The organism is Geothrix oryzisoli (assembly GCF_022808865.1).
Classification (GTDB): domain Bacteria; phylum Acidobacteriota; class Holophagae; order Holophagales; family Holophagaceae; genus Geothrix; species Geothrix oryzisoli.
Genome location: NZ_JAKZLB010000002.1, coordinates 425,092 through 450,682, shown reverse-complemented (window position 1 = coordinate 450,682; position 25,591 = coordinate 425,092). Strand labels below are relative to the sequence as shown.

Here is a 25,591-nt window from a genome sequence, read left to right as displayed (position 1 = left end):
GCGGTATTCCAGATCAAACAAGATGCATAGGTATTGTTTGATCCCGGGTGGGATCTATCTTCGTCCCTGGGCTGGGCTGCAAAGCGGCTGCAGCCGCGCCCTGGCTCGCCCCGAAGGGGGCCGGGACCCATTCATTCCACCCATTTCCCTGGAGAAGCCCATGTCCTCCCGCATTGCCTCGATCCTCTTCGCCACCGCACTCGTCTTGCCCGCCATGGCGCAAAGCCCGGCCGCCAACCCCCCTGCGATCCAGATGGCCCCGGCACGCTACACCTCACCCGCCTCGGGACCCGAGATGTACCAGGCCTATTGCGCCACCTGCCACGGCTCCACGGGCCGGGGCGACGGACCTGCGGCCAAGAGCCTGAAGCATGCGGTGCCGGACCTGACCACCCTGGCCCGGCGCGGCCAGGGGCTCTTCCCCCGGGACCAGGTGGGCAGGGTGATCCTGGGCGAGGCGGGCTCCACGGGCCATGGCACCGAGGACATGCCGGAGTGGAGGCCCGTCTTCCGCAGCCTGAACAGCAGCCAGGAACCCGTCGTCCACATGCGCGTGACCAACCTGACCAAATACATCGAGAGCCTTCAGGTCAAGTGATCCGGCGCTGACCCGGCGCTGACCCGGCGGTCAGCTCAGCCTCCGCTTCAGCGCGGCCTGGTCGGCGGGGAGCGGCTCGCTCAGCAGCGGCTTCTCCAGCAGGTCGCTGAGGACCCGGGGCAGCGGAATCTCCCTGCCCAGGGTCGGCTCCAGGGACTCGCGGAACTTGGCGGGGTGGGCCGTGGCGAGGAAGATGCCCTCTTCGCCCTCCCGCAGTTGCGCCTGGAGCACGCCGCAGGCCACGGCGCCGTGGGGATCCGCCAGGTAGCCTTCGCGATCGAGGTCCAGGACCGTCTGCCGCGTCTCCGCGTCGCTGCGGACACCCCAGCGCAGGGCCGCGGCCATGGCGTCGTGGTCCCCGTGGAACAGGGCGTGGATGCGCTCCCAGTTGCTGGGGGCGCCCACGTCCATGGCGTTGGAGAGCGTGGCCACGGAGGGCCGGGGACGGTACTCGCCCGTGTCGAGGTAGTCCGGCACCACGCGGTTGGCGTTCGTGGCCACCACGAAGCGGTGGATGGGCGCGCCCGTGGCCTGGGCCAGCAGGCCCGCGTAGAGGTTGCCGAAGTTGCCGCTGGGCACGGCCACCGTCAGCGGGGCGGCACGCCGGGCCTGTGCCGCCGCCTCGTAGTAGTACAGCAGCTGCGCCAGGAGGCGCGCGATGTTGATGCTGTTGGCGGAGGTGAGCCCCAGGCCGCCGACCAGGTCGGGATCCTCGAAGGCCCCCTTCACCAGCCGCTGGCAGTCGTCGAAGGCGCCCTCCACCGCCAGGGCCAGCACATTGTCGCCGCAGGTGGCGAACTGGCGCTCCTGCAGGGGTGACACGCGGCCCGCGGGGTAGAGCACGACCACGCGCACGCCCTGCAGGCCGAGGAAGGCGCTCGCCACGGCGGCGCCGGTGTCCCCGGAGGTGGCGGTCAGCACCGTGCGCGGCTGCTCTCCCGCATCGAGGGCCAGCACCCGGGCCAGGAAGCGGGCGCCGAAGTCCTTGAAGGCCAGGGTGGGCCCGTGGAAGAGCTCCAGGGCGGAGATCCCGGGCCGCACCGGCACCAGGGGCGCCGGGAAGGTGAAGGCGGAGCGCGCCAGGTCTTCCACCGCCGTCCGGGACAGCTCATCCCCCAGGAAGCGGTGCAGGATCTCCGAGGAGCGGGAGAGGAAGTCGAGCCCCAGGAGATCTGCGGCATCAGCGAAGCGCGGGATCTCGACCGGCGCGAAGAGGCCGCCATCCGGGGCCAGGCCCACGCGGGCAGCCTCCAGGAAGGTGGCGGTGCAGGCGGCGTTCCGGGTGCTGGCGAGCTTCATGGCTGGGCCTCGAGGAAGAGGGGGCGGGACACAGGCGACAGGAGGCGGGCGCCTTCCAGATCCAAGGTGCAGACCCAGGCCCGGCTAGGCAGGCCCGCCTGGGCGAAGCCCCCCTGGAGGGCCGCGGCCACGGTGCCGGCATCCGCCTCGTCGCCGGCCACGGCGAAGATCGAGGGACCGGATCCCGACAGCGTGCACCCCAGAGCGCCAGCGGCCAGGGCCCCGGCCTGGGCGGCGCGGAAGCCCGGCACCAGGGGCGCGCGGTGGGCCTCCACCAGGGGATCGCGCAGGCAGCGGGCCAGCAGGGCCCGGTCGCCGGTGTGCAGGGCGTGGACGAAGCCCGCGAGGTTGCCCGCAAACGCCACGGTGTCGGCCCAGGCCGGACGCTCCGGCAGGGCGGCCCGGCTCCTCGCGGTGGGCAGCTGGTACTCGGGATGCGCCACCACCAGCAGCAGGTCCGCCGGCCAGGGCAGGCGCCGCGCCGCGGGCTTCCCATCCCGGCCCGGCACCGTCAGCTGCAGACCGCCCAGCAGGGAGGGCGCCACATTGTCCAGGTGGATGCCGCCGCTGGTGGAGCCCTCGGCCCGCCCCGCCAGTTCGAGCAACTCAGGAACGGAGAGGGGATCGCCGCAGAGGGCCTGGAGGGCCGCCAGGGTGGCCACGATGGAACTGGCGCTCGACCCCAGGCCGCTGGCCACCGGCAGCCGCTTCTCCAGCCGGAGGGCGAAGGGCCCCACCGCCCGGCCCTTCGCCGCCGCCGCCTCCCGGAAGAGGTCGGCGGCCCGGAGGGCCAGGTTGGGCCGGGTCTCACCGGCCAGGGCCGGGGCGAAGGGTCCTTCCAGGGTGAAGGAGGCCTCCGCCGCCGGCGCGGCATGGACCAGATCGCCCAGCAGGCTGCCGTCCAGGGGCAGGAGGGCCGCGCCCAGCAGGTCGAAGCCCGCGGCGAAGTTGCCGATGCTGGCGGGAGCGTAGGCCGTGACGCCCCCCGGCGGGTAGTCGCGATCCGTCATGCGGGCCTCCGTCGCGAAGGCCGGGCCCCTGCGGGCACCAGCCTCAGCACGTCCGCCAGCACACCGGCCGCCGTGACCTCGGCCCCGGCGCCGTAGCCGCGGATGACCATGGGGTGGGGCTGATAGCGCTCCGTGAGCAGCGCCAGGGCGTTCTCGCCGCCCTTGATGGCCATGAAGGGGTGCTCCGCGTCCACCGGCAGCAGGCCGACGCGACAGCCACTGTCCGAAAGGCTGCCCACATAGCGCAGGGTCTTCCCCTCGGCCTTCAGCGCCGCCAGGCGCTCGCGGAAGGGTGCGTCCAGCTCCGGCAGCCGGGCCATGAAGGTGGGAATGTCGCCGCTGGCGTCGAAGGACTCCGGCAGCAGGCCCTCCACCTCGACATCGGCCAGCTCCAGCTCCATGCCCAGCTCCCGGGCCAGGATGAGGAGCTTGCGCGCCACGTCCATGCCGCTGAGGTCGTCCCGGGGGTCGGGCTCGGTGAAGCCGCTCTCCTTGGCGGAGCGCACGGCCTCGGAGAGCGGCACGCCCTCGCCCAGGAGGCCCAGGATGTACGACATGGAGCCCGAGAGGATGCCCTCGGCGCGCAGCACGCGGTCGCCCGTCAGCACCAGGTTCTTCACGGTGTCGATGATGGGCAGGCCCGCGCCCACGTTGGCCTCGTAGAGGAAGCGCAGCCCCCGGCGGGAGGAGCGCTGCCGCAGCTCGCGATAGAAGGCCTGGGAGGCGCTGTTCGCCTTCTTGTTGGCCGTCACCACATGGAAGCCCGCGTCGAAGAGCTCGGGGTAGCGGCCCGCCAGCTCGCCGCTGGTGGTGCAGTCCACCAGCACCGACAGGGCCGGCGGTCCGTTGCGGACCACCGCCATCAGACGATCCAGGTCCATGGGTTCGCCCTGGGCCAGGTCCTCGCGCCAGTGGTCCAGGTCGAGACCCTTGGCATCCAGGCGCATGCGGCGGCTGGTCGCGATGGTCGCCACCCGCAGGTCGAGGCCCTGGGCCGCCAGCTTGGCCTGCTGCCGCTGGATCTGGCCCAGCAGGCTGCCGCCCACGTTGCCCGCGCCCAGGAGGTGCACCTCCACCACCACCTGGGTCTGGAAGAACCGGCGGTGGATGTGCGGCAGGGCCCGGGCGCCCTCGCCCTCCTCCACCACGGCGGAGATGATGCGCTCGCTGGCCCCCTGGGCGATGGCCACCACGTTGCAGCCCACTTCTGCCAGGGCGTCGAAGAAGGTGCCCGCCACGCCGGGCCGGGTGCGCATGCCGTCCCCCACGATGCTGAGGACGGAGAGCCCCTCGCGCAGGTCCACAGGATCCAGGAAGCCCGCCGTCAGCTCCGCGGGGAAGGCCTCCTGGATGGCCGCCACGGCGCCGGGTCCGTCGGCCTGTCTCACGGCGAAGCAGATGGAGAGCTCCGACGAGCTCTGGGTGATGAGCACCACCGAGATGCCCTTGCGGGCCAGGGCGCCGAACACGCGGCCCGCAATGCCCGGCACGCCCAGCATGCCGGGCCCCGTGAGGTTGACCACCGAAAGCCCGCGCAGGAAGGAGATGCCCCGCACGCCGCTGGGCGGGGGCGGCACGGCCTCGCGGATCACGGTGCCGGGGTGGGCGGGGTCGAAGCTGCTGCAGACCCGCACGGGGATGCCCCGCTCGCGCACGGGCGGGATGGTCTTCGGGTGGAGGACCTTGGCGCCGAAGAAGGAGAGCTCCATGGCCTCCTCGAAGCTGGCCTCCGGCAGGGGGAAGGCCTCGGGCACCAGGCGGGGGTCGGCGCTGTAGAGGCCGACCACGTCGGTCCAGATCTCCAGCAGGTCCGCGTCCAGGGCCGCGGCGGCCAGGGCCGCGCTGTGGTCGGAGCCGCCCCGCCCCAGGGACAGGATGCGCCCCTGGGCATCGCCGCCGAAGAAGCCCGGCAGCACCCAGAGGCCGCCTTCGCCGGCCTTCACCGCGGCGAACCGGGCCTCCGTCTCCGCCAGGCAGGGTCGGGCCTGGATGGGATCGCCCTCCACGCGGACATGCTCCACGGGATCCAGGTAGCGGGGCCTCAGCCCCCGGGCCGCCAGCAGAGCCACCAGGATGGCGCAGGAGGCCCGCTCGCCCAGGCTCGCCACCTGGGCCAGCACCGAGGGCGGCCCCTCCTCCAGCAGGGCCATGCCGTGGAGCAGCCTGCGGCCGAGGGCCTCCAGTCCGCCCAGCTCATCGCGAAGCGCCTGCGCGCCGGTGCCCAGATCCCCCGCCAGGGCCTCCACCACCTCGGCATGGACGGCCCGGAAGGCGTCCAGGAGCCGGTCGGCGGCCGCCCGGTCGGGCACCCGGCCCTCGTTCACCAGGAGGTTCGTCACCCCGGCCATGGCGGAGGCCACGACACAGACGCGGTGGGTGGTCCGGGCCGCGGCCACCAGGTCCGCCACGATGCGGAGGCGCGCGGCGCCGGCGACACTGGTCCCGCCGAATTTCATGACGCGGATGGGGGTGGGCTGCATGGGGACTCCGTATGGATCTATACAGAAAGCCCCGCGGGGTGCGCGGGGCCGAATCTGAAGGAAGGGTCAGGTCAGGCGCCGCGGGAAACCGGGTGCGTAATGGTACCGTTGGTGGTCATCATCTGGCAGGACAGGCCCGTACCCGTCGCGGAGATCCGCGAGGCACTGAGGAACTGTTCAGACAGTCGAACCATGTCCGACATCATCCGGGAAGACGGCGGAAAGTCAACGGGAATCCTTGGTTTGCCGCTTTAATGCCACGCGGGATCCCAGCGCCACGCTGCTGCCCAGCCACAGGCCCGAGCAGCCCACTGCTGCCAGGCCCACGGGGATCGCCAGCGCCGCGAAGGCCGTGGGGGCCCAGACGCCCAGCAGGTCGCCCCCCCGGTAGATGAAGGTGTCGATGAAGGGCTTCGACTTGTAGCGTTCCTCGGGTCCCAGCGGGATGTAGAGGATCTCCCGGGCGGGCCGGTCCACGGCGTAGTGGAGCCCCCGCCGCAGCACCTGGAAGAGCGCCATGACGCCGAAGGTGGGCCAGATCCACAGCGCGCCGAAACCGGCCAGGGTCAACACCGGCAGGATGGCGAGCACCACGGGAATGCCCAGGGCTGTGATGAGGCGGCCGGTGAGGAAGAGCTGGGTCGCCAGCGTGAGGACGTTCACCCAGAGGTCGATGCGCGCGAAGGCCGCAGTGCGCGCGGCGGTACCGCTGAAGGCATAGGCCACGATGGCGCCCTGCTGGAGGTAGAGGAAGGTGCTGGTGATGGTGAAGAGCAGCATGTAGGCGCAGATGAGCTGGAGGTAGCGCGAGGTGCCGATGAGGCGCAGGCCCTCCAGCAGGCCGGGGCCCGGCTCGCGCGCGCCGTGGGCCTCGTGGCCCAGTGCGAAAAGCTCCGCCAGCCGCTTCACGCACTGCACGGCCAGCTCCAGCGTCAGGGCGGAGAGCAGCAGCAGAGACAGCGGCTCCACCTTCAGCGGGAGGCCGCCCAGGGCGATCCCCTTCGTGAGGGCCCCCGTCACAGCTGCGCCCGCGATGGCCCCCAGGCTGCCGCCCATGGCGATGAACCCGAAGAGCCGCTTGCCCTGCACCTCGGACCACACATCGGACATCAGCCCCCAGAACACGGACACCACGAAGAGGTTGAAGACGCTGAGCCAGATGTAGAAGGCATAGCCCAGGGCCGCCCCGCCGTGGCCCGGCAGCAGACGGAAAGCCAGGAAGAAGGCCAGCATGTTGAGGGCGAAGAAGCGGTAGGCCCAGGGGATGAAGCGCCGGCGGGGCAGCCGCGAGACCAGCGCGGCGAAGGCCGGATTCGCCAGGGCCATGGCGATCAGCGTGCCGGTCATGAGCCACGGCAGCTTGTCGGCCCCGCGGGCGATGCCCATGGCCTCGCGCACGGGCCGCAGCAGGTAGTAGCCGAAGAGCAGCAGGAAGAAGTACAGCGCGGACCAGAACAGGGCCGGAGTCTCGCCCTCCTCGATCATCACGAGGCGGCGGAGCAGGCGGGCGGGCGTCATGGGGAGTCCGGAAAGATGTTGCGGATGCGAATGGAAGGAGTATATATCGATTCACGATGCATCAACGCCAGCCCTTCTGCCGGAGCTTCCCATGACCGTCTCCCGCCGCGAGTTCCTCCAATGGTCCGCCGCCGCCTCGGCCCTGGCCGCCACGGGCCTCGACCTGTCCGCCGCCCCCGCCAAGGCCGCGCCGAAGAAGATCCTCATCCTCGGCGGCACGGGCTTCCTCGGCCCCGCCACCATCGAGATCGCCCAGAGCCGCGGCCATCAGGTGACCATGTTCAACCGGGGCAAGACGCGGCCCGACCTCTTCCCTGGGGTGGAGAAGCTCCACGGCGACCGCGACCCGAAGAAGGGCGAGGGGCTGAAGGCGCTCGAAGGCCGCAGCTGGGACGCCGTCATCGACAACAGCGCCTACTACCCGCGCATGGTGGCCGCCTCGGCGGGCCTGCTGGCCCCGCGGGTGAAGCAGTACCTGATCATCTCCAGCATCAGCGCCTACCGGGAGCCCAACCCCGAGAACGGCACCGAGGACGCGCCCCTGGCCACCCTCGCCGATCCCGCCGTGGAGGAGATGGGGAAGGAATACCAGAACTACGGCGGCCTCAAGGCGCTCTGCGAGCAGGCGGCCCAGAAGGCCCTGCCCGGACGCACGGCGGTGATCCGTCCCGGCTACATCGTGGGCCCGGACGATCCCTCGGGCCGGTTCACCTACTGGCCGGTGCGCTTCGACCGGGGCGGCGAGGTGGCCGTGCCCGGCACCGCCTCCGATCCCGTGGAGATCATCGATGTGCGCGACCTGGCCGCCTGGCTGGTGCACCTGGTCGAGCAGGGCACGGTGGGCACCTTCAACGCCTGCGGCCCCGAGAAGCGCCTGGCCTGGGGCACCCTGGTGGCGGCCTTCCAGAAGGCCGGGAACCCCACCGCCAAGCCCCTGTGGATCCCCACGGACTTCCTCGCCAAGCAGAAGGACCTCGAGTTCCCCATCTGGGCCCCCTATGCGGGCGAGACGAAGGGCTTCCACACCTGGCGCAACGACCGGGCCGTGAAGGCCGGCCTTCGCTTCCGCCCGGCCCTGGACACCGTGAAGGACACCCTCGCCTGGTACAAGACCCAGGAGAAGGCGGAGAAGGGCCGCACCAAGCTCGCGGGTCCCACCGCCGAGCAGGAGGTCAAGCTGATCGCCGCCTGGCGGGAGGCCGTCAAATCCAAGGGCTGACCGGCCTGGCCATCCCTCGCGGAAGCAGCGCAACCGCCGCTCGCCGGGGCTCTGTGCGACAATGCCTCCAGCACCGATGAGTGACAAGGGACCCCATGACTTCCAAGCCTGAGAAAGCCCCCAAGAAGGAAAAGGCGAAGAAGCAGACGCCGGAGCAGCGTCTCGAGGCCATGCGCTACAACCGCATGATGTACGGCCCCACGGCGAAGGAGATGAAGCCCGCCGTGAAGAAGGTCAACTACGGGGCGGCCTACCTGGACCACCCGAAGTTCCAGAGCCTGATGACCGCCTTCAAGCGGGGGACGGCCTTCAAGTTCGAGGTCACGGACAAGGGCAAGACCTACGCCATCTCCACGGATGGGACGGACATCCTGTTCAACGGGAAGACCATCTTCTATTCCCGCCCGATGAACAAGTACGAAGACCACCTGCTCCTGGACCGCGTCTCGATGACCCAGTACCAGACGACGGACGCCCTGATCCACCTGGCCTTCGCCGTGCTGCGCAGCCTCCCGGAGCTCGCCGGGCATTCCCTGGTGTACATGCAGCACCAGTTCTACTACGGCGCGGAGCCCCTGGAAGACGGCGTGGCCCAGCAGGGGCCGAACCTCCTGCTCGGCTCGTACCGGCACAGCAAGGTCCCGGAAAAGACCAGGACCTAGACCCTCGCAGCCAGGTTCAGTTCTGGATGTAGTGCACCAGCTGGTCGATGGTGAACTTCTGGTCGGAGATGGTCTCCTTCACCAGATCGCCGATGGAGAGGATGCCCAGCACCTCGTTGTCCTCCCCGAGCACGGGCAGGTGGCGGATGTGCTTGCCGGTCATGAGGGCCATGCACTCCTCCACGGTCTCGCCGAGGGTCACGCAGCTCACCCGGTCGCTCATCACCTCCCGCACCAGGGTGTCCCGGGAGGCCTTGCCCTTGAGGACGATCTTCCGGGCATAGTCCCGCTCCGAGAAGATCCCCACCAGCCGGCCGCCTTCCAGCACCAGCAGGGCCCCGATCTCGTGCTGGGCCAGCAGCGTCAGAGCCGTGAGCACCGTGTCGTCCGGCCGCACCGACACCACGGGCGGTTTGCCTTGGATCAACTGGGCGAGTGGTCGCATGATGCCTCCCGGGCGTCGGCTGGATGATGGGTTGGGGCGCGTGGCCCTGACTATAAGACCAAGTCCGCAGCCGCGGGAGGGCGAATGCGAAGGTCGACCCTCGGGTCGGTTACGACATTGTGTCAAACAAAATGGGCAAATCCCCTTTCGGTCCGCCGCATCGCAGGCCCAGCGCTACCCTATGCCTTTGAATCGGATCGGGAGGACCTCATGGCCGTCAACCTCAAGGGACGCAGCTTTCTCACGCTGATGGACTTCACCCCGCTGGAGGTGCGCTATCTCCTCGACCTCTCGCGCGACCTGAAGGCCAAGAAGCGCATGGGCCTCCACGGCGAGGCGCTCAAGGGCAAGAACATCGTGCTGCTCTTCGAGAAGACCAGCACCCGCACCCGCTGCGCCTTCGAGGTCGGGGCGCTGGAGGAGGGCGCCCATGTCACCTTCCTGGACAGCGCCAGCTCCCAGGTGGGCAAGAAGGAATCCATCGAAGACAGCGCCAAGGTGCTGGGCCGCTTCTACGACGGCATCGAGTACCGCGGCTACAAGCAGGAAGTGGTGGAGGCCCTCGCGCAGCACAGCGGCGTGCCGGTGTGGAACGGCCTGACCGACACGGACCACCCGACGCAGATCCTCGCCGACTTCCTCACCATCGAGGAGCACGTGGCCAAGCCCCTGAACAAGGTGAAGCTGGTCTTCTGCGGCGACATCCGCAACAACATGAGCTACGCCCTGATGTACGGCGCCGCCAAGACCGGCATGCACATGGTGGCCCTGGGGCCCAAGGAGCTGGCCCCCGACCCCGCCGTGCTGGCCGCCGCCCGCAAGGCCGCCGAGGAGACCGGCGCCACCATCGAGGTCACCGATGACGTCGCCGCCGCCGTGAAGGGCGCCGATGTCCTCTACACCGACGTCTGGGCCAGCATGGGCGAGGAGGACCAGATCCCCCAGCGCGTGAAGCTGCTCACGCCCTTCAAGGTCACCCTGGAGATGGTCCAGAAGACGGGCAACCCCGATGTGAAGTTCCTCCACTGCCTGCCCGCCTTCCACGACTTCGAGACCAAGCTGGCCAAGGAGCAGAAGGCGCTCGGCCATGACATCCGCGAAGTCACCGACGAGGTCTTCCGCAGCCGCCACAGCGTGGTCTTCGACGAGGCCGAGAACCGCATGCACACCATCAAGGCGGTCATGGTGGCAACCATCGGGTAGGCCCCGGTTCCAGGTTTCCCCACAGGAGAATCGGCCCCGAACGGGGCCGATTCTCCTGGCGAAGTGCTATGGTGGGACCACTCATCCCATCCAATGGAGGCACCATGCGCCTGCGTATTCGCGGCCCTCTCTCTGGCGGCCCAGCAGCCCTCCCTGTCCGGCACCTGGACCCAGACCAAGGCCGATGACATCGCCGCTGCCATCAACAGCACCGTGGCGGACATGAACTTCATCAAGCGGCCCATCGCCCGGGGGCGGCTCACCAAGGTGAACCCCGCCTACAGGAAGGTGATGATCACGGTCTCCGACAAGGAAGTGGTCGTGAAATTCGATGAGCGGGCGCCCATCCACATGCCTCCCGGCGGCAAGGCCGCCCCCTGGACCCGCGAGGACGGCGACAAGTTCATGGTGGCCGCCCAGGTGGGCCACGATCAGATGATCCAGACCTTCAAGAACGATGAGGGTGAGCGCACCAACGTCTTCCGCATGAGTCCGGACGGCAAGTCCCTGACCATGACCGCCACCGTGAAGAGCCCCAAACTGCCCAAGCCGCTGACCTACTCGATCCAGTTCAGCCGCTAGGAGGCGCCCGACGGTCCGGGAGGTCGCGCATGAAACACGCCGCACCGCTCCTCGCGGTTCCCGTGCTTGCCCTCCTGCTCGCCTGCCGCCCGGCCACCCTGGCCCCATCGGCCCCTGACACGCCCGACACCCGGGCCGTGCTCGGCTTCCTCGAGGCCTACGGCCACCGGGACCTGGACGGCATGATGCGGCTCCTCACCGAGGATGCCGTGTTCCGGGGTTCGGGGGGAACCCTCTCCAAGCCCCAGATCCGGGCGTTCTTCCAGAGCACCTTCCGCAAGAACCCGGAGCTCCGGGTGGAGGTCGGGGCCCTGACGGTGGTCCAGGGCGCCGTCCATGTCCGCGTGAAGGTCCAGACCAACGCCATCTGGACGGACACCTGGATCTTCGAGCTGCGGGACCACAGGATCCGCGCCTACTCGCTCGCCTCCGGCGGGCGCTAGGGGCCGGTCTCGACGCGGAGGCGCCATGGGTTCATCAGCGGTTCGGGAGGCCGGCGCGGGCGACCACCGCTGGGCCCTGCTGGCTCTGACCAGCGTGGGCGCCTTCATGACGCCCCTGGACGGCTCCATCGTGGCCGTGGCGCTGCCGAAGATGGGCCCCCTCCTCAACCTGAGCTTCGCCGCCTCGCTGTGGGTGCAGGCCGCCTACCTGCTGAGCATCGCCACCCTCCTGATCCCCCTGGGCCGCCTGGCGGATCAGCATGGGCGGGTCCACTTCTACCTGGCCGGAGTCGCCCTCTTCACCCTGGCCTCCCTGGGAGCGGCCCTCAGCTGGAACGGCACCACGCTGATCCTCAGCCGGATCGTCCAGGGCATGGGCGGCGCCCTGCTGTTCGCCACCTCCGCCGCCATCGTCACCGCGGTCTTCCCCGCCCATGAGCGGGGGCGGGCCCTGGGCATCAACGTCATGGCCGTCTACCTGGGGCTCAGCGTGGGGCCACCCCTGGGCGGCTTCCTCGTGGACCATTTCGGCTGGCCCTGGATCTTCCTCGTGAACCTCCCCATCGGCCTGACGGTCTTCCTGTGGGGACGGCGGATCCTGCCGCGCCGCCCGGGTGCGGCCGGGCGGACCGCGGGCCTGGACCTGCCCGGCGCGGGGTTGCTGATCCTGCTGCTGGTGGGCCTGCTGCTGCCCCTCACCTTCGCCTCGGAATGGGGCTGGGGTGCCCGCCGCGTCTGGCTCCTGCTCGGATGCTCCGCGCTGGCCCTCGGCGCCTTCCTCGCCCGCGAATCCCGGGCCCGCACCCCATTGGTGGACCTGGCGCTCCTGCGCAGGAACCGGCTCTTCGCGGCGGCCAACCTCGCGGCCCTGCTCAACTACATGGCGCTCTACGCCATCGCCATCCTCACCGCCGTCCAGCTGCAGCTCGTGCAGGGGCGCTCCGCCCGCGTCACCGGCTGGATCATGCTCAGCCAGCCGCTCATGCAGGCCTGCCTGAGCCCCCTGGCGGGCCGCCTCAGCGATCGGGTGGGATCGCGCGTCCTGAGCACCTCCGGCATGGGGCTCGTGGCCCTGGGCATGCTCCTGCTCAGCCTCCTGAGCCGCAGCGCGGACCTGTACCCCATCGCGGCGGCGCTGGCCATCGTGGGAATCGGCATGGCCGCCTTCAGCGCGCCCAATACCAGCGCCATCATGGGCAGCGTGGACCCATCCCAGCTCAGCCTCGCGAGCGCCTTCCTCGGCACCATGCGGGTGACGGGCCAGGCGCTCAGCGTGGCCGTCCTCGGCGGCATCGCGGCGAGCCATCTCGGCCCCGGCAGCTGGCGCCTGCTGCTCCGGGCCGGCGGCTCTCCGGAGGCCGCGGGCGCCTTCGCGCAGGGCTATGCCACGGCCATGGCCACGGGAGCCGGCCTCGCGCTCCTGGGGGCCTGGGCCTCCCTCGCCCGGGGCACCCGCCCGGGCCCAACCCAGGTCACTTCGTCATCGTGATGCGGTCGAGCTCACGGCCCTCCGCATCGAGCTGACGCAGCTTCAAGGTGCGCCCGTCCACATCCAGCACCGTGAACGAGTGCCGGTCGGAGATGAAGGTGCGGGTCCAGGGCTGCCAGCTCGCCTTCGCGTCGGTCTGCCAGGGATCGTAGAGTTCGGCTCCGCCCGCACCCGTCACGAGGTGGATGATGCCCTTCGCGCGGGTGACCGTCTTCCCGTCGAAGGCTTCGTCCACGGTGAAGGTGCCAGGCACGGGTGTGCCGCGGGGACCGGCCTTCGCGGGCTTGAAGCGGAGGGGCGCCGTGCGCTGGTAGTTGTGGACATGGCCCGCCAGCACCAGATCCACGCCGTACTTCTCGAGGACCGGGCTGAGGGGGCGCATCCACTGATCGTCCATGTGGCTGCGTGAACTCTGGAACAGGGGATGGTGCAGCGCCACGATGCGCCAGGTGGCGTGCTGCGCGGCCTTCAGGTCCGCCTCCAGCCAGGCCCTCAGCGCGGGACTCTCCCAGTCCGCGTAGGCATTGGAATCCAGCACGGTCCAATGGACCTTGCCATAGTCGAAACTGAAGCTGGCCATGCGCGGGAAGGCCGGGCCGGCCGCGGCGACCACCGCATCATGGAGACCCGGGATCGCGGGCGCGGCGCCGGGATCGCCCGCCTTCAGGGCCGGGCCGTTGAGGGGCTGGGACCAGTAGGCGAAGTAGGCGGCCGCGTCCCCCAGACCCTTGAAGGGCACGTCATGGTTGCCCGGCACGCCCAGGAAGGGTACGGACCGCATCAGGGGGACCTCCTCCCCGTTGTAGGCGGGGAAGAAGCGGGTGCGGTACTCCGAGGCCCGGCCCCGACCGTAGACCAGATCCCCCACGATGAAGACGGCGTCTGGCGCCGCGGCCGCCACGGCCTTCGCAATGGCTCCCTGCTCCTTCGAACCGTTGGCCGCATCGCCGAACACGATCATCCGATGGGCGCCCGGCTTGCGGGCGTGGGCCGCTGCTTCGAACACCACCACCCCGGCCCGCTTCACGCGGTAGGGCACCTGCGCGCCAGGCGCGAGGTTCCGCAGGGTCGCCCGGTAGATGCGATGGGCCGGCAGGGGCGGCGCCTCCAGGCGCCGCCAGGTCGGCGCGGCCTGCGCGATCCAGCCCCTGGGGCCCTTCACCTCCACGAGCCAGGCCGCATCCCGGTCCTCGGTGTGCCACAGCAGATCCAGACGTTCGTTCGCCAGCACCCGCGGAGCCTCGCCCAGCTGGAGGTACGGCTTCACCAGGAAGGCGTCCTGGGCCGGGAGAAGGGCCGTGAGGAGGAGCAGCAGCAGGAGTCGCATGAAGCATTATCCCCATCTACGGAAACGGGCGCCCATGGCGCCCGTTTCCGTAGCCTGGCAGGGCAGGGACTAGTGCGCCCCGACCGTGGAGAGCAGTCGCGAACCCGTGGCGTAGCAGGTCTTGTGGGTGATGTGATGCTCGAACTCGTGGCGGAACTTCTGGAGCGCCGAGTCCATAGGGCCGCAGGCGGCATCGCCCAGGGGGCACAGGGTCCGGAGGCCGATGCGGGGCGTGAGGCTCGCCAGCAGGTCCAGATCCTCCATGCGGCCCTCGCCGTGCTCGATGCGGTGGAGCACCATCTCCATCCAGTTGCAGCCTTCGCGGCAGGGCGTGCACTGGCCGCAGCTCTCGTGGGCGTAGAAGCGGATGAGGCGGAGCGTGGCCTGCACCATGCAGGTGTCCTCGTCCATGCAGATGAGGCCGCCGGAACCGGCCATGGAGCCGCGGGCCTTCACGGTGTCGAAGTCCAGGGGGCAGTCGAAGTCCTTCTCGTCAAACATGGGGGCGCTCGCGCCGCCGGGGATGATGGCCTTGATCTTCCTGCCGGTGCTGGAGCCGCCCGCCAGCTCGTTCACGACGAAGTCCATGGGCGTGCCCAGGGGCAGCTCGAAGAGGCCGGGGCGCTTCACGTGGCCGCTGACGCCGAAGATGCGGGTGCCCGTGTTCTTGGGCGTGCCCAGCTTGGCGTACTCGGCGCCGCCCATGCGGAGGATGGGGGGCACGGCCGCGAGCGTCTCCACGTTGTTCACGGTGGTGGGCTGGCCGAAGGCGCCCTTGGCCGCCGGGAAGGGCGGCTTCACGCGGGGCTCGCCACGGCGGCCTTCCAGCGAGTTCAGCAGGGCCGTCTCTTCGCCGCAGATGTAGGCGCCGGCGCCGCGGTAGACCAGGATGTCGTAGTCCCACCCAGTGCCCAGGATGTTCTTGCCGAGGTAGCCGGCATCGCGGGCCTGCTGGATGGCGGCTTCCAGCTTCTCGACGAGCCAGAGGAACTCGCCGCGGATGTAGACGAAGCCCTTGGCGCATTGCATGGCCCAGCCGCCGATGATCATGCCTTCGATGAGCTGGTGGGGGTTGTACTCGAGGATGGCACGGTCCTTGAACGTTCCGGGCTCGCCCTCGTCCCCGTTGCAGACCAGGTAGCGGGTGAACTTCCGGTCGGCGGTGTCCTTGGGCATGAAGGACCACTTCAGGCCGCAGGGGAAGCCGGCGCCGCCGCGGCCCCGGATGCCGGAGGTCTTCATCTCCTCGACCACGGCCACGGGCTCCAGCTTCAGCGCGGCTTTCAGGGCCACATAGCCCTCGTGCTTCTGCTCGTAGGTCTTGAGGTGCCAGTTGTCGAGATCCCCCGCGCCGCGGAGCATCAGGTTCGGGAACTTGTCCGTGCCGAAACCGGGGAAGGTGTAGATCTGGGGATCGGGCTTGGTGCGGATGGCGGCCATGGATTCCCCCTACTTCGCCCAGGGGCGGTAGTCACCCCGCTTGCAGGCTTCCATCACTTCGAGGAGCTTCTTCTCGTCCACGAACTCGTCGTAGACATCGTGGTTCACCTGCACGCAGGGGCCGCTGCCGCAGCCGGCGAGGCACTCGACCTCCTCCACGCTCCACAGGCCGTCGGCGCTGGGGCCCTGGCCGGGTTTCACCCCGGTCTTCTCGCAGACCTTCTCCAGCAGCTGGGCGGCGCCGCGCAGGGCGCAGCTGATGTTGGTGCAGACCTGCAGGTGGAACCGGCCCACCGGGGCCTTCTGGTACATCGTGTAGAAGGTCGCCACGCCGAAGACGTGGCCCTCGGGGATGCCGATGGCCTGGGCCACGGCCTTCATGGCCGCGAGGCTCACGAAGCCGAACTCCCGCTGGGCGATGTGCAGGGCCGGCAGCGTGGCCGCGAGTTTGTCCGGGAATTTGGCCATGATGGCCTGGATCTCCACCAGGGCCTCGGGGCTGAATTCCTTTCGCTCGGAGTCCGGCAGCCGCTGGCCGGGGGCCAGAGGCTCGTTCGCGGTGTCGGGAGGCAAAGGATGATTCATGGGCGCGCTCGCATGAACGGCCAGTTTAGCCCAAAGAAGCAGGGGGGCGCCCCGCCAATGCGGGTGCCCCCCATCACGAACAGGACGGTCCGGTTACTTCTTGGCGGCGGGGGCGACCTTGCCGGCCTCGGCGTTCAGGCTGACGGCGACGGTCTCGCCGATGACGCCGGGGAAGGTCTTGATGCCGTACTCATTGCGGTTCAGGGTCAGGGCGCCGTCGATGAAGCCCGCGATCACGGTGCCGGGCGCCATGCCGGGCTGGGTCCCCGCGTTGGTGATGGGGAAGGTGATGCGCCGGGTCACGCCGTGCAGGGTGAAGTCGCCGGTGATCTCCAGCTTGCCCTTGGCCACTTCCTTCACGGCCGTGCTCTTGAAGGTGATGGTCGGGAACTTGGCCACGTCGAAGAAGTCGGGGGACTTCAGGTGCTTGTCCCGGGCCTCGTTGTCCGTGGTGAGGCTGGCGGCGTCGATGGTGACCTCCACGCTGGACTTGCTGATGTCGGCGGTGTCGACCTGGATGAGCCCCTCGAACTTCGTGAAGCGGCCGCTGACCTTGGCCAGCAGGTGGCTGACCTTGAAGCTCACCTCGCTGTGGACCGGGTCGATCTTGTAGGTGTCCTGACCGGCCAGGGCGGGCACGGCCGCCAGGGCGAGGGTGGCAAGCAGAACGCGGAAGGGGTGACGCATGTGACCTCCAGGGAATAGGTGTTTCACCATGCAATTCAATCTAGACCAATTTTAAGAAGTTGCAACACCTTTTTTTGAGAAATCTGTCAACCTTGGACCAGCCGGAGCGGGACCATGCACATCCAGGAAGAACTCCAGATCACCAAGCCCCTCGAGCCGGGCCACGAGGTGGCCTTGGCGCTCCTCCTGACCCGGGAGTACGTGGCCCGCCTCTTCGACCAGGCCCTCTACGAGCCCGAGGACCTCTCCGACCAGCAGTTCAATGTGCTGCGCATCCTCAAGGGGGGCGGCAAGGACGGCTACCTGGTGAAGGACATCCGCTGCCGGATGATCTACCGGTTCGCCGACGTGCCTCGCCTCGTGAACCGCCTGGAGGCCCGGGGTCTGGTGAAGCGTTGCGAGAACCCGGCGGATCGTCGGGGCAGCCGGGTGCAGATCACGCCGAAGGGCCTGGCCCTCGAGGCCCGGATGCACGACCGGCACCAGGCCCTCAGCCAGCAGGTGGACCGCTGCCTCACGGAGGACGAGCGCGCCCAGCTCCTGGCCATGCTGGAGCGTCTGCGGGACGACTACCGGACCCAGCTGGAAGCCCTGGGGAAGTAGCCAGGCTGGTGGTGGCCCTTTAGCGGTCGAGTTCGCCGGCGATGATGTTCACTCGGCGCCTTAGCGGTCCAGCTCCCCTGCAATAATATTCATGGCGCCAAGGACGGCGACGGCGTCGGCGATCAGGCAGCCCTTCACCTGGTCGTGGAAGCTGCTGAAGATGGGCAGGCAGGGGGGACGGACCCGGATGCGGTAGGGGTTCTTGCCGCCATCGCTGACGATGTAGAAGCCCAGTTCGCCATTGGCGGCCTCGGTGGCGCTGTAGACCTCGCCCACGGGCATCTCCATGCCGTGCATGATGAGCTTGAAGTGGTGGATGAGGCTTTCCATCCGGGTGTAGACCTTCTCCTTGGACGGCAAGGCGATCTTGGGGTCGTCCACGTTGACGGGACCGGGCTCGAGGCGGTCGAGCACCTGGCGGATGATGCGCAGGCTCTGGCGCATCTCCTCGATGCGGACCAGGTAGCGGTCGAACACATCCCCGGTGGTGCCCACGGGGATGTCGAAGTCGTAGGTCTCGTAGCCCAGGTAGGGCTGGGCCTTGCGGAGGTCCTGGGGGACGCCGGCGGCACGGAGGCAGGGGCCCGTGTAGCCGTAGTTCACGGCGTCCTCGGCGCTGATGGCCCCGATGCCCTTGGTGCGGTCATGCCAGATGGGGTTGTGGGTGAGCAGGCGCTCGCACTCGTCCACGGAGGCTTCGCATTCCACCAGGAAGCGCTCGCAGAGGGGCACGAACCCCTCGGGGAGGTCCCGGAAGAGGCCGCCGATGCGGGTGAAGCTGGTGTGCAGGCGCTGGCCGGCCGCCATCTCGAAGAGATCGTAGACCGTCTCGCGCTGCTTGAAGAGGTAGAGGAAGGCCGTGAAGGCGCCGATGTCCACGGCGTTCACGCCCACGCAGACGATGTGGTCGGCGATGCGGGCCAGCTCGGAGACGAGCACGCGGATCTGCTGCGCCCGCTTGGGGATCTCGATGCCGAGCAGCTTCTCCACGGCACAGGTGTAGCCCACGTTGTTCATGATGGAGCTGCAGTAGTTCAGCCGGTCCGTCAGGGGGATGAACTGCTGGTAGCTGAGGTTCTCACCCAGCTTCTCCACGCCGCGGTGGAGATACCCCATCTCCGGGGTGGCCTTTAGGATGGTCTCGCCCTCGAGCTCGAGGATGATGCGCAAGGTGCCATGGGTGGTGGGGTGCGAAGGCCCCAGGTTGACGATCATGTGATCGCCGTCGAGCTGCTGCCGGGAAAGGGCGATGGAATCCATGGTCATAAATCCTCAGCCCCGGGCCCGTTCGCCGTTGTTGTAGGGAGCGGTGCAGCCTTCCATGCAGAAGGGATCGCCGCCATCCAGGGGGAAGTCCTTGCGGAGCGCATGGCCCGGGAAGTCGTCCCAGGTGAGCAGGCGCTTCAGGTTCGGGTGCCCGTCGAAGCGGATGCCGAAGAGGTCGAAGACCTCGCGCTCGAACCAGTCGGCCGTCTTGAAGTGGCCGGTCAGGGTGGGCATGGTCTCGCCGTCGGCCACGGGCACTTTCACCCGCAGGCGCTCCTGGCTGGCCAGGTTCAGCCAGTGGTAGACCACGTCGAACCGCCCAGCGGCGGCGCCGCCTTCGGCATTCGGCCGCTCCGGCCAATCCACCGCCGTGATGTCCACCAGGAACTGGAAGCCTTCGCGGTGGAGCAGGTCCACCAGGGGCAGGAAGCTGGCCTTCGCCACCACGATGGTCTGGTCGCCCCGGAAGTCGTGGCGGTCCGTGACGGCGCCCGGCAGCTGTGCGTCGATGTGCTCGATGATCATGGTCCGCCCCGCCTAGAAGATCGTGCCCGCGCCGCGCTCCGCGGCATCCATCAGCATGTTGCGGATGGTCTGCTGACCCGTGAGGCCCGTTTCCGCCTGGAGGGCGTCCTGCCGGGCCAGGCTCTCGTAGAAGCGCGCGATGTGCTCCTTGCGCATGGAGAGCGATTCCTTCTCGATCTTCTCCTGCAGCTTCATCACGCCGTAGATCATGCTCTCGGGCCGGGGCGGGCAGCCGGGGACGTAGACGTCCACGGGGATCACCCGGTCCACGCCCTGCAGGGTGGCGTAGGTGCGGTACATGCCGCCCGAGGAGGCGCAGACGCCCACGCTGATCACCCACTTGGGCTCGGCCATCTGGGCGTAGATGGTTCGTAGCACGGGGGCCATCTTGTTGGTGACCGTGCCGAGGATCAGCATCATGTCGCTCTGCCGGGGGCTGAAGCGCATGGCCTCGGCGCCGAACCGGCTCATGTCGTACTTGGACGCCATCATGCTCATGAACTCGATGGCGCAGCAGGCGGTGCCGAAGGGCAGCGGCCAGAGGCTGTTCTTGCGACCCCAGTTGACCACCGCATCCAGGCGGGTGGTCACCACCGCGTCGTTGATGTTCATCTCGGCCATGTCAGCGCTCCCACTCGAAGGCGCCCTTCCCCCAGGCGTAGATGAAGCCCACCAGCAGGGTGGCCATGAAGCTGAGCATGGCGGCGAAGGTCCAGAGGGCATGCTTGAAGTTCACGGCCCAGGGCAGCAGGAACGCCGCTTCCACGTCGAACAGGATGAAGAGCATGGCCGTGAGGTAGAACTTCACGGAGTACTTGTGCCGGGCCCCCTCCTGCTGGGCCGGCACGCCGCATTCGTAGGGCCTCAGCTTGGCCTCCTGCGGGTTGTTGGGCTTGAGCAGGGGCAGCACCTTGCCGGACAGCACGAGGATGGCGATGGCCGTCACGGCGGCGACCAGCAGCAGGATCAGGACCGGCAGGAAGGGCGATGCGGGATGGGCCATGGCGCTCTCGGGCGGAGGGTTCCGCGAGAATCCAGCTTAGCGCCCTTTGCAGATCCCGAAACCGTGCCAATATCACAACCCCACCGGGCCCTCCGGTTAGGGATAGAATCAATCTCCCCACCGTCCTGCCGGGATTGTCATGAGCGACCTGAAGCTGCGCGTCAAAGAGATGATCATCGAGCGCCTCAAGCTCGAAGGCATGACCCCGGACCAGATCGAGGACCAGGCCCCCCTGTTCGGGGACGGGCTGGGGCTCGACTCCATCGACGCCCTGGAGCTCGTCCTCGGCATCGAACAGGTGTTCGGCGTGAAGATCGAGGACGAGGCCGCGGGCCTGAAGGCCTTCAAGTCCGTCCAGGCCCTCACGGAGTTCATCGCCGAGCACGCCAAGGCGTGAAACCGCCCATGACGGACATCCCGGCCCACCTGCCGCACCGCTACCCCTTTCTCCTGGTGGACCGGGTGCTGGAGCGCGAACCGGGCGTGCGCGTGGTGGCGGAGAAGCTCGTCACCAACGGGGAGCCCTACCTCCAGGGGCACTTCGAAGGCCGCCCGCTGGTGCCCGGCGTGCTGCTCCTGGAGATGCTGGCCCAGGCCGGCGGCTTCCTGGAGGCCGGGACCCTCCATGGGGCCGGCATCTTCCTGGCCGGCGTGCGGGATGCCCGGTTCCAGGCCCCCGCCTTCCCCGGCGACCGGCTGCGCCTGGAGGTGACCTCGGAAGGCGCCTTTGCCGGATTGATGAAGCTGAACGGCGCCGTGACCTGCGAAGGCCGGTCCATCTGCACAGCCTCCCTGCTGGTGAAGCGCCTATGATCCGCGTCGTCGTGTCGGGCCTGGGCATCGTGAGTTCGCTGGCCCTGGACCGCGAGGACACCTGGTCGGCCATGCTCGAGGGCCGCGACGGCCTGGGGGCCCTCACCCGACTGGACCTGCCCGCAGAACCGGCCCAGATCGCCGGCCAGGTGCCCCTCACGCCCCTCCGGCACCAGTCGCTTTGCGTGCGCATGGCCCTCCTGGCCCTGGCGGAGGCCCTGGACGGATTCCAGCCGGGAGGCGATCCGGGCCGCATCGGTGTCTTCCAGGGCGCCAGCACCAGCGGCCTGCCCGTCGCAGAGGCCTACCTGGCCGACCGGCTGGCCGGGCGTCGTGGCCGGGCCGCCGAACCCGCCTACCAGAGCCCCTGCACGGTCACCGACGCCCTGGCCCGGGAACTCGGCGCCGAAGGCCCCCGGAGCACCATCATGAACGCCTGCTCTTCCAGTCTGCTGGCCCTGGGTCAGGCCTGGGAGCGCCTGGCCGCCGGGGAGCTGGACCTGGCCGTGGCCGGAGGCGCCGAAGGGCTCTGCCGCACCACCTACGCCGGCTTCTCCTCCCTGAAGGCCGTGGATCCCCGGAAATGCCGCCCCTTCAGCCGCGACCGGGCGGGCCTCAACCTGGGCGAGGGGGCCGTGCAGCTCCTGCTGGAACCCCTGGACCGTGCCCTTGCCCGGGGCGCCCCCATCTATGGGGAGGTGCTGGGCTACGGCGCCAGCATGGACGCCCACCACCCGACGGCTCCCCACCCCGAAGGCGAGGGCGCCGCCCGGGCCATGGCCATGGCCCTGCGTTCGGGCCGGCTGGAGCCCGTCGAGGTGGACCTCGTCTCCGCCCACGGCACCGCCACCCCCGCCAACGACGGCGCTGAGTGCCTGGCCATCCGCCGGGCCCTGGGCGCGGCGGCCGACACCGTCTCCGTCACCAGCACCAAGAGCCAGTTCGGCCATACCCTGGGCGCCGCCGGCGCCTTCGGGGCCGCCGCCGCCCTGCTGGCCCTCCGCGACCAGGCGGTGAGCCCCACCCTGCGCCTGGAGGAGCCGGATCCCATCTGCGATTTGGACTGCACGCCGTTGGCGGCGAAGGAACGCCGGATCCGCGCCGCCCTGGTGAATGCGTTCGCCTTCGGCGGCAACAACGTGTCGCTGGCGCTCCGGCGCTGGGAGGGGCGATGAGCGGCGCCCTGGCCATCACGGGTCTGGGACTGGTGCTGCCGTGCGGCGACGGCGTCGAGGCTGCCCGGGCCAGCTTCGCGTCGGGCACCCCCTGCTTCGGAGCGCTGCCTGAAGCGTTGGGCCACGGTCGGGGCGCCGCCTGCAGCGCGTTCAATCCCGCGGGCATCATCCCGCCCATGCAGCTGCGCCGCCTGGACCGGGCCTCGCGCTTCGCCTGGGTGGCGGCCCACCAGGCCTTCCGGGACGCCGGCCTGGATCCCCGGACCGACGCACGCATCGGGGGCGACCGCATCGCCGTGGCCGTGGGCACCATGAGCGGGGGCAGCGAGGCCAGCGAGGCCTTCATGCGGCCCTACCTCCAGCGGGGACCCGAAGGCGCCTCCCCCCTGATCTTCCCCAACACCGTGGCCAATGCCGCCAGCGGCCACCTGGCCCTGGCCTTCGGACTCAAGGGCCCCAGCGCCACCTTCGTGGATCGGGAGAACGCCACCTTCGCGGCCCTGGACCAGGCCGCCCGCTGGCTGCGCGCCGGCCTCGCGGACGTCGCCCTGGTCCTGGGCGCAGACGGCCTCTTCCCCCTGCTGCTCGACATCTGTGGCGGGGCCCGCCTGCTGGTCCGCCATGCGGATCCGGAGGTCGGATCGGGCCGGGGCTTCCTGCCGGGGGAAGGCGCCGAAGCCTTCCTGCTGGAGACAGCGGACCACGCGGAGGCGCGGGGCGCCCGCCCCCGGGCCTTCCTCCGCGCCCTGGCAGACCGCTCCGCACCGGACGCCAGCGTGGAGGGACGAACCGGCGCCCTGGCCCTGGCGGTGGCGCGGGTCCTGGGCGAAGGCCGCCCCGACCACTGGATCGGCGGCAGCAATGGCCTGGCCCGCGTAGACGCGCTGGAGGCCAGTCTGGCGGCGGCCCACCCGGACTGGCCGGGACCGCGCCACCCCAAAAACCTCTGGGGGGAATTCGGCGGCTCCGGGGGCCAACTCCTGGCCGCAGCCCTGCTTGAACCCCGGCACCGCATCCTCGTCACCGCCCCCGCCAGCTCCGGCGCCCAGTTCGCGGCACACCTCGAAGGCGTTAGGCTGGACCCGTCATGAATGCCCGCGATCAGATCAGCATCGGCAGCCAGTCCATCCTCTGGGTGGCGGGTGTGGGTGTGGGCCTGGTGACGCTGGCGTTCGTCCTCGGCGTCCAGGTGGGCAAGCAGGGGGCGGCCCTGCGGCGCCCGGCCCAGCGGGGCGTGGAGGAGGAACTGAAGGATCTCCCCGAGCCCCTGGTGGACCAGCTCAAGATCTTCGAGGGCGATGGCCCGGACAAGCTCGTGGCCACGCCGCGGGTGGATGCCACCCTTCCCCCGGCGGAACCCAAGGCAGAGCCCGCCCCCGCCGAAGCCGGAACCTGGACCCTCCAGCTGGTGGCCACCTCCGATGCGGCTGAAGCCAAGCGCGTGGCCGACAAGGCCAAGGCCGCAGGATTCCCCACCACCACCCGGAAGGACAAGGGCCAGCTGAAGGTGCGCCTGGCGAAGTCCGCGGACCGCGCCGCCATCGACAAGGCCGCAGAAAAGCTGAAGAAGGCCGGGTTCAAGCCCTTTGCGGTGAAGGTGGATTAGCGTTCAGGGCTTGGGATAGACGCGGATGCCAATCCACTTTTTCTCGGTATCGCCTGCGGCGATACGCGAGACATCGCTCGCGCTCCATCCCCCCGTCTCCGATTCAGGTCACGGCTTGGGATAGACGCGGATGCCAATCCACTTTTTGAGGATCACCTTGCCCGGGGCGAAGCCGCGGGGCTTGCTGATGTCGGCGATGCGGGCGAGGTGGACCTCCACCTTGCCGCCATCCCGGGCCTTGCTATGGTAGGCGGCCAACTCGGCGGCGCGCTCCAGCACGTGGCGGGGCAGCTCGCTCAGCTTGTCGGGATTGCGGATCACCACGTGGCTGCCGGGCACGCTGGCCACATGCAGCCAGAAGTCCGTGTTGTCGGCCACCTTGAAGGTGAGCTGGTCGTTCTCCGCGTCCCCCTTGCCGATGAGCACCTCGAAGCCATCCACCATGACGCTGCGGAAGGCCACGCCCTTGCCGTCCTTGCGTTTCGCCTCTGCTGCACCCATCCGTCCCTTCCCCTTGTCCTTCGGGGCGCCCTTCGGCTTCGCCGCGCCCATACCGTTTGGTTGTCGCGCAGAGGGCGGTTCCGGCGCAAGGCCCTCGCCCTCGGCCCCCAGCCGCTTGGTCCAGGCGGCCCGCTCGCGCGCGAGCTCAGCTTCCAGGTCGGCCACCCGCGCCAGGCCCCGCTCGGCCTTCTTGGCGGCAGCGAACCAGGCCTGGACGGCGGCTTCGGCATTCCGGCCTTCGGGCAACGGAATCCGGTCGCCATCCAGCAGCACCGCCTCGCCCGTCGCGCCCTTGAGGCGATAGAGCTCACCGGCCAGACGCTGGGCCCGGATCTTCAGCGGCACCACCGCCTCATGCTTCGCACGGTCCCGGGCCAGGGCCTGGGCCAGGCGGTCGAGGCGGGCGGCCTCGGCCTGCCGCTTGCGCTCGATCGCGGCCCTGGCGGGGCCGAGGACGAGTTCCTCCGCCCGGGCTTCGGACCACGCGCGGTGGCGGTCCAGCAGACCGCCTTCGCCGTCCAGGACCGCCGGGATCTCCCCCGCCAGGGCGCGGTCGAGGTCGGCGCCCCAGCGCTCCCGCCAGCGGCGGAAGGGAGGCGGGTCCTCCTGTGGCTCCGGCGGCGCGGCGGGGAAGGGGGAGCCCAACCCCAGCCGGGAGAGCTGCACATCCAGGCCATCCACCCGGATGCCGGCGCGGCCCGGAATGGCCTGGAAGGCGAGGCGCAGGGTCTCCAGGCGACCCGTGATGGCCCGCCGCTGGAACACGAGGCCCAGCCAGCGTTCCCGGGGATCCCCCTCCACGGCCTTCAGGCGGGCCCCGGTCAGAAAGGGGGCCCAGGCCCTCCCGCTGTCCCTGGGCGCCTCGGCCTGGAGGCGCGTCCAGGCGGGATGGCCCGCCCCCAGCAGCCACAGCTCGGGCTTCGGCTGGAGCAGCAGCACCCAGCCCTCGGCGGCCTTCCGCCCGGCCCAGCGCAGGCCCAGGGCCCGCCCCGAGGCCCAGACCGCTTCCAGGGGGACATCCCCCCGTTCGTGGAGCCAGGCCCGCCCCAGGGCTAGAATCAGGGGCGCATCCACGAACTCACCTTTCCCTGTTCTTTCCACCCGACGATGGC

General features: G+C 69.7%; 27 protein-coding genes. 13 read left to right on the top strand and 14 right to left on the bottom strand.

What is annotated here, in order from left to right:
* Positions 1-160 precede the first annotated feature (160 nt).
* On the top strand, positions 161-598 hold the full coding sequence (locus tag MLE43_RS06780) for a c-type cytochrome (protein WP_243302754.1): 438 nt from the start codon (positions 161-163) through the stop codon (positions 596-598).
* A gap of 30 nt (positions 599-628) precedes the next feature.
* Here the strand turns inward: MLE43_RS06780 and thrC are convergent, their stop codons facing one another.
* The 4 genes from thrC to MLE43_RS06760 form a co-directional block, all read right to left on the bottom strand.
* Entirely contained in the window at positions 629-1,897 is a 1,269-nt protein-coding gene (gene thrC, locus MLE43_RS06775; RefSeq protein ID WP_243302753.1) for a threonine synthase, read from the bottom strand.
* Positions 1,894-2,907 (bottom strand): homoserine kinase, encoded by a 1,014-nt coding sequence (locus tag MLE43_RS06770; RefSeq protein WP_243302752.1) that lies wholly within the window; start codon positions 2,905-2,907, stop codon positions 1,894-1,896. Before MLE43_RS06770 ends, thrC begins: the two co-directional genes overlap by 4 nt.
* Positions 2,904-5,387 carry a bifunctional aspartate kinase/homoserine dehydrogenase I gene (thrA, locus tag MLE43_RS06765; protein ID WP_243302751.1) on the bottom strand — a complete coding sequence of 828 codons (2,484 nt, stop codon included), beginning with the start codon at positions 5,385-5,387 and terminating at the stop codon, positions 2,904-2,906. Before thrA ends, MLE43_RS06770 begins: the two co-directional genes overlap by 4 nt.
* A 225-nt stretch (positions 5,388-5,612) precedes the next feature.
* The gene (locus MLE43_RS06760) at positions 5,613-6,905 is read right to left on the bottom strand and encodes an NTP/NDP exchange transporter (protein ID WP_243302750.1); all 1,293 of its coding nucleotides are present in this window, start codon (positions 6,903-6,905) and stop codon (positions 5,613-5,615) included.
* Between the two features lie 91 nt (positions 6,906-6,996).
* On the opposite strand from MLE43_RS06760, the gene MLE43_RS06755 reads away from it, so the two are divergent.
* A complete protein-coding gene (locus MLE43_RS06755) occupies positions 6,997-8,124 on the top strand; it encodes a twin-arginine translocation signal domain-containing protein (RefSeq protein WP_243302749.1) in 1,128 nt (375 codons plus the stop codon).
* A gap of 95 nt (positions 8,125-8,219) precedes the next feature.
* A complete protein-coding gene (locus tag MLE43_RS06750; RefSeq protein ID WP_243302748.1) occupies positions 8,220-8,786 on the top strand; it encodes a hypothetical protein in 567 nt (188 codons plus the stop codon).
* 16 nt (positions 8,787-8,802) lie between these two features.
* Here the strand turns inward: MLE43_RS06750 and MLE43_RS06745 are convergent, their stop codons facing one another.
* Positions 8,803-9,231 (bottom strand): CBS domain-containing protein, encoded by a 429-nt coding sequence (locus MLE43_RS06745; protein WP_243302747.1) that lies wholly within the window; start codon positions 9,229-9,231, stop codon positions 8,803-8,805.
* A 210-nt stretch (positions 9,232-9,441) separates the two neighbouring features.
* Between MLE43_RS06745 and argF the strand changes: the two genes are divergently transcribed.
* From argF to MLE43_RS06725, 4 genes are all read left to right on the top strand, one after another.
* On the top strand, positions 9,442-10,434 hold the full coding sequence (gene argF, locus MLE43_RS06740) for an ornithine carbamoyltransferase (protein ID WP_243302746.1): 993 nt from the start codon (positions 9,442-9,444) through the stop codon (positions 10,432-10,434).
* A gap of 93 nt (positions 10,435-10,527) precedes the next feature.
* A complete protein-coding gene (locus MLE43_RS06735) occupies positions 10,528-11,016 on the top strand; it encodes a hypothetical protein (protein WP_243302744.1) in 489 nt (162 codons plus the stop codon).
* A 29-nt stretch (positions 11,017-11,045) separates the two neighbouring features.
* Entirely contained in the window at positions 11,046-11,459 is a 414-nt protein-coding gene (locus MLE43_RS06730; protein WP_243302741.1) for a nuclear transport factor 2 family protein, read from the top strand.
* Between the two features lie 25 nt (positions 11,460-11,484).
* Positions 11,485-12,948, top strand: a complete 1,464-nt coding sequence (locus MLE43_RS06725) for an MFS transporter (protein WP_243302739.1) — start codon at positions 11,485-11,487, stop codon at positions 12,946-12,948.
* Here MLE43_RS06725 and MLE43_RS06720 read toward each other — a convergent pair.
* The 4 genes from MLE43_RS06720 to MLE43_RS06705 all read right to left on the bottom strand — a co-directional run bounded on the left by MLE43_RS06720 (position 12,932) and on the right by MLE43_RS06705 (position 16,987).
* Complete coding sequence (locus tag MLE43_RS06720) at positions 12,932-14,275, bottom strand: metallophosphoesterase (RefSeq protein ID WP_243302737.1); 1,344 nt, start codon at positions 14,273-14,275, stop codon at positions 12,932-12,934. The genes MLE43_RS06725 and MLE43_RS06720 overlap by 17 nt on opposite strands.
* Positions 14,276-14,344: 69 nt before the next feature.
* Positions 14,345-15,715: an NADH-quinone oxidoreductase subunit NuoF gene (gene nuoF, locus MLE43_RS06715; protein WP_243302735.1), complete on the bottom strand. Its 1,371-nt coding sequence runs from the start codon at positions 15,713-15,715 to the stop codon at positions 14,345-14,347.
* 9 nt (positions 15,716-15,724) lie between these two features.
* Positions 15,725-16,300, bottom strand: a complete 576-nt coding sequence (locus MLE43_RS06710) for an NADH-quinone oxidoreductase subunit NuoE family protein (RefSeq protein WP_243302734.1) — start codon at positions 16,298-16,300, stop codon at positions 15,725-15,727.
* Positions 16,301-16,393: 93 nt separating this feature from the next.
* Positions 16,394-16,987: a YceI family protein gene (locus MLE43_RS06705; protein ID WP_243302733.1), complete on the bottom strand. Its 594-nt coding sequence runs from the start codon at positions 16,985-16,987 to the stop codon at positions 16,394-16,396.
* A 114-nt stretch (positions 16,988-17,101) separates the two neighbouring features.
* Between MLE43_RS06705 and MLE43_RS06700 the strand changes: the two genes are divergently transcribed.
* The gene (locus tag MLE43_RS06700; protein ID WP_243302732.1) at positions 17,102-17,590 is read left to right on the top strand and encodes a MarR family winged helix-turn-helix transcriptional regulator; all 489 of its coding nucleotides are present in this window, start codon (positions 17,102-17,104) and stop codon (positions 17,588-17,590) included.
* A gap of 60 nt (positions 17,591-17,650) precedes the next feature.
* On the opposite strand, the gene nuoD is transcribed toward MLE43_RS06700, so the two are convergent.
* The 4 genes from nuoD to MLE43_RS06680 are packed head-to-tail and all read right to left on the bottom strand — an operon-like array spanning position 17,651 to position 20,384.
* Entirely contained in the window at positions 17,651-18,805 is a 1,155-nt protein-coding gene (gene nuoD, locus MLE43_RS06695; RefSeq protein WP_420843176.1) for an NADH dehydrogenase (quinone) subunit D, read from the bottom strand.
* A 57-nt stretch (positions 18,806-18,862) separates the two neighbouring features.
* Positions 18,863-19,381, bottom strand: a complete 519-nt coding sequence (locus tag MLE43_RS06690) for an NADH-quinone oxidoreductase subunit C (protein WP_243302730.1) — start codon at positions 19,379-19,381, stop codon at positions 18,863-18,865.
* Between the two features lie 12 nt (positions 19,382-19,393).
* Positions 19,394-20,002, bottom strand: coding sequence for an NADH-quinone oxidoreductase subunit B (locus MLE43_RS06685; RefSeq protein WP_243302729.1), 609 nt, complete (start codon positions 20,000-20,002; stop codon positions 19,394-19,396).
* A 1-nt stretch (position 20,003) separates the two neighbouring features.
* Complete coding sequence (locus MLE43_RS06680) at positions 20,004-20,384, bottom strand: NADH-quinone oxidoreductase subunit A (RefSeq protein ID WP_243302727.1); 381 nt, start codon at positions 20,382-20,384, stop codon at positions 20,004-20,006.
* Positions 20,385-20,523: 139 nt separating this feature from the next.
* Between MLE43_RS06680 and MLE43_RS06675 the strand changes: the two genes are divergently transcribed.
* Genes MLE43_RS06675 through MLE43_RS06655 form a run of 5 tightly spaced genes read left to right on the top strand, consistent with a single transcriptional unit; the run spans position 20,524 to position 23,978 of the window.
* Complete coding sequence (locus MLE43_RS06675; protein WP_243302725.1) at positions 20,524-20,781, top strand: phosphopantetheine-binding protein; 258 nt, start codon at positions 20,524-20,526, stop codon at positions 20,779-20,781.
* Positions 20,782-20,789: 8 nt separating this feature from the next.
* Positions 20,790-21,197: a 3-hydroxyacyl-ACP dehydratase FabZ gene (fabZ, locus tag MLE43_RS06670; protein WP_243302724.1), complete on the top strand. Its 408-nt coding sequence runs from the start codon at positions 20,790-20,792 to the stop codon at positions 21,195-21,197.
* Complete coding sequence (locus tag MLE43_RS06665; RefSeq protein WP_243302723.1) at positions 21,194-22,372, top strand: beta-ketoacyl-[acyl-carrier-protein] synthase family protein; 1,179 nt, start codon at positions 21,194-21,196, stop codon at positions 22,370-22,372. The genes fabZ and MLE43_RS06665 overlap by 4 nt, the downstream gene beginning before the upstream one ends.
* Entirely contained in the window at positions 22,369-23,463 is a 1,095-nt protein-coding gene (locus MLE43_RS06660; RefSeq protein ID WP_243302722.1) for a beta-ketoacyl synthase N-terminal-like domain-containing protein, read from the top strand. Before MLE43_RS06665 ends, MLE43_RS06660 begins: the two co-directional genes overlap by 4 nt.
* Complete coding sequence (locus MLE43_RS06655) at positions 23,460-23,978, top strand: SPOR domain-containing protein (protein WP_243302719.1); 519 nt, start codon at positions 23,460-23,462, stop codon at positions 23,976-23,978. The genes MLE43_RS06660 and MLE43_RS06655 overlap by 4 nt, the downstream gene beginning before the upstream one ends.
* A 108-nt stretch (positions 23,979-24,086) precedes the next feature.
* Here the strand turns inward: MLE43_RS06655 and MLE43_RS14985 are convergent, their stop codons facing one another.
* The gene (locus MLE43_RS14985) at positions 24,087-25,553 is read right to left on the bottom strand and encodes an NFACT RNA binding domain-containing protein (RefSeq protein ID WP_243302716.1); all 1,467 of its coding nucleotides are present in this window, start codon (positions 25,551-25,553) and stop codon (positions 24,087-24,089) included.
* Positions 25,554-25,591: the final 38 nt, after the last annotated feature.

Coding starts and splice junctions, on each gene's coding strand:
- MLE43_RS06705 (WP_243302733.1), bottom strand. CDS start 16,987: ATGCGTCACCCCTTCCGCGTTCTGCTTGCCACCCTCGCCCTGGCGGCC.
- MLE43_RS06745 (WP_243302747.1), bottom strand. CDS start 9,231: ATGCGACCACTCGCCCAGTTGATCCAAGGCAAACCGCCCGTGGTGTCG.
- MLE43_RS06655 (WP_243302719.1), top strand. CDS start 23,460: ATGAATGCCCGCGATCAGATCAGCATCGGCAGCCAGTCCATCCTCTGG.
- MLE43_RS06770 (WP_243302752.1), bottom strand. CDS start 2,907: ATGACGGATCGCGACTACCCGCCGGGGGGCGTCACGGCCTACGCTCCC.
- MLE43_RS06710 (WP_243302734.1), bottom strand. CDS start 16,300: ATGAATCATCCTTTGCCTCCCGACACCGCGAACGAGCCTCTGGCCCCC.
- nuoD (WP_420843176.1), bottom strand. CDS start 18,805: ATGATCGTCAACCTGGGGCCTTCGCACCCCACCACCCATGGCACCTTG.
- MLE43_RS06755 (WP_243302749.1), top strand. CDS start 6,997: ATGACCGTCTCCCGCCGCGAGTTCCTCCAATGGTCCGCCGCCGCCTCG.
- fabZ (WP_243302724.1), top strand. CDS start 20,790: ATGACGGACATCCCGGCCCACCTGCCGCACCGCTACCCCTTTCTCCTG.
- MLE43_RS06750 (WP_243302748.1), top strand. CDS start 8,220: ATGACTTCCAAGCCTGAGAAAGCCCCCAAGAAGGAAAAGGCGAAGAAG.
- MLE43_RS06680 (WP_243302727.1), bottom strand. CDS start 20,384: ATGGCCCATCCCGCATCGCCCTTCCTGCCGGTCCTGATCCTGCTGCTG.
- argF (WP_243302746.1), top strand. CDS start 9,442: ATGGCCGTCAACCTCAAGGGACGCAGCTTTCTCACGCTGATGGACTTC.
- thrA (WP_243302751.1), bottom strand. CDS start 5,387: ATGCAGCCCACCCCCATCCGCGTCATGAAATTCGGCGGGACCAGTGTC.
- MLE43_RS06760 (WP_243302750.1), bottom strand. CDS start 6,905: ATGACGCCCGCCCGCCTGCTCCGCCGCCTCGTGATGATCGAGGAGGGC.
- nuoF (WP_243302735.1), bottom strand. CDS start 15,715: ATGGCCGCCATCCGCACCAAGCCCGATCCCCAGATCTACACCTTCCCC.
- MLE43_RS06675 (WP_243302725.1), top strand. CDS start 20,524: ATGAGCGACCTGAAGCTGCGCGTCAAAGAGATGATCATCGAGCGCCTC.
- MLE43_RS06660 (WP_243302722.1), top strand. CDS start 22,369: ATGAGCGGCGCCCTGGCCATCACGGGTCTGGGACTGGTGCTGCCGTGC.
- MLE43_RS06730 (WP_243302741.1), top strand. CDS start 11,046: ATGAAACACGCCGCACCGCTCCTCGCGGTTCCCGTGCTTGCCCTCCTG.
- MLE43_RS06735 (WP_243302744.1), top strand. CDS start 10,528: ATGGAGGCACCATGCGCCTGCGTATTCGCGGCCCTCTCTCTGGCGGCC.
- MLE43_RS06685 (WP_243302729.1), bottom strand. CDS start 20,002: ATGGCCGAGATGAACATCAACGACGCGGTGGTGACCACCCGCCTGGAT.
- MLE43_RS06690 (WP_243302730.1), bottom strand. CDS start 19,381: ATGATCATCGAGCACATCGACGCACAGCTGCCGGGCGCCGTCACGGAC.
- thrC (WP_243302753.1), bottom strand. CDS start 1,897: ATGAAGCTCGCCAGCACCCGGAACGCCGCCTGCACCGCCACCTTCCTG.
- MLE43_RS06725 (WP_243302739.1), top strand. CDS start 11,485: ATGGGTTCATCAGCGGTTCGGGAGGCCGGCGCGGGCGACCACCGCTGG.
- MLE43_RS06720 (WP_243302737.1), bottom strand. CDS start 14,275: ATGCGACTCCTGCTGCTGCTCCTCCTCACGGCCCTTCTCCCGGCCCAG.
- MLE43_RS06700 (WP_243302732.1), top strand. CDS start 17,102: ATGCACATCCAGGAAGAACTCCAGATCACCAAGCCCCTCGAGCCGGGC.
- MLE43_RS06665 (WP_243302723.1), top strand. CDS start 21,194: ATGATCCGCGTCGTCGTGTCGGGCCTGGGCATCGTGAGTTCGCTGGCC.
- MLE43_RS06780 (WP_243302754.1), top strand. CDS start 161: ATGTCCTCCCGCATTGCCTCGATCCTCTTCGCCACCGCACTCGTCTTG.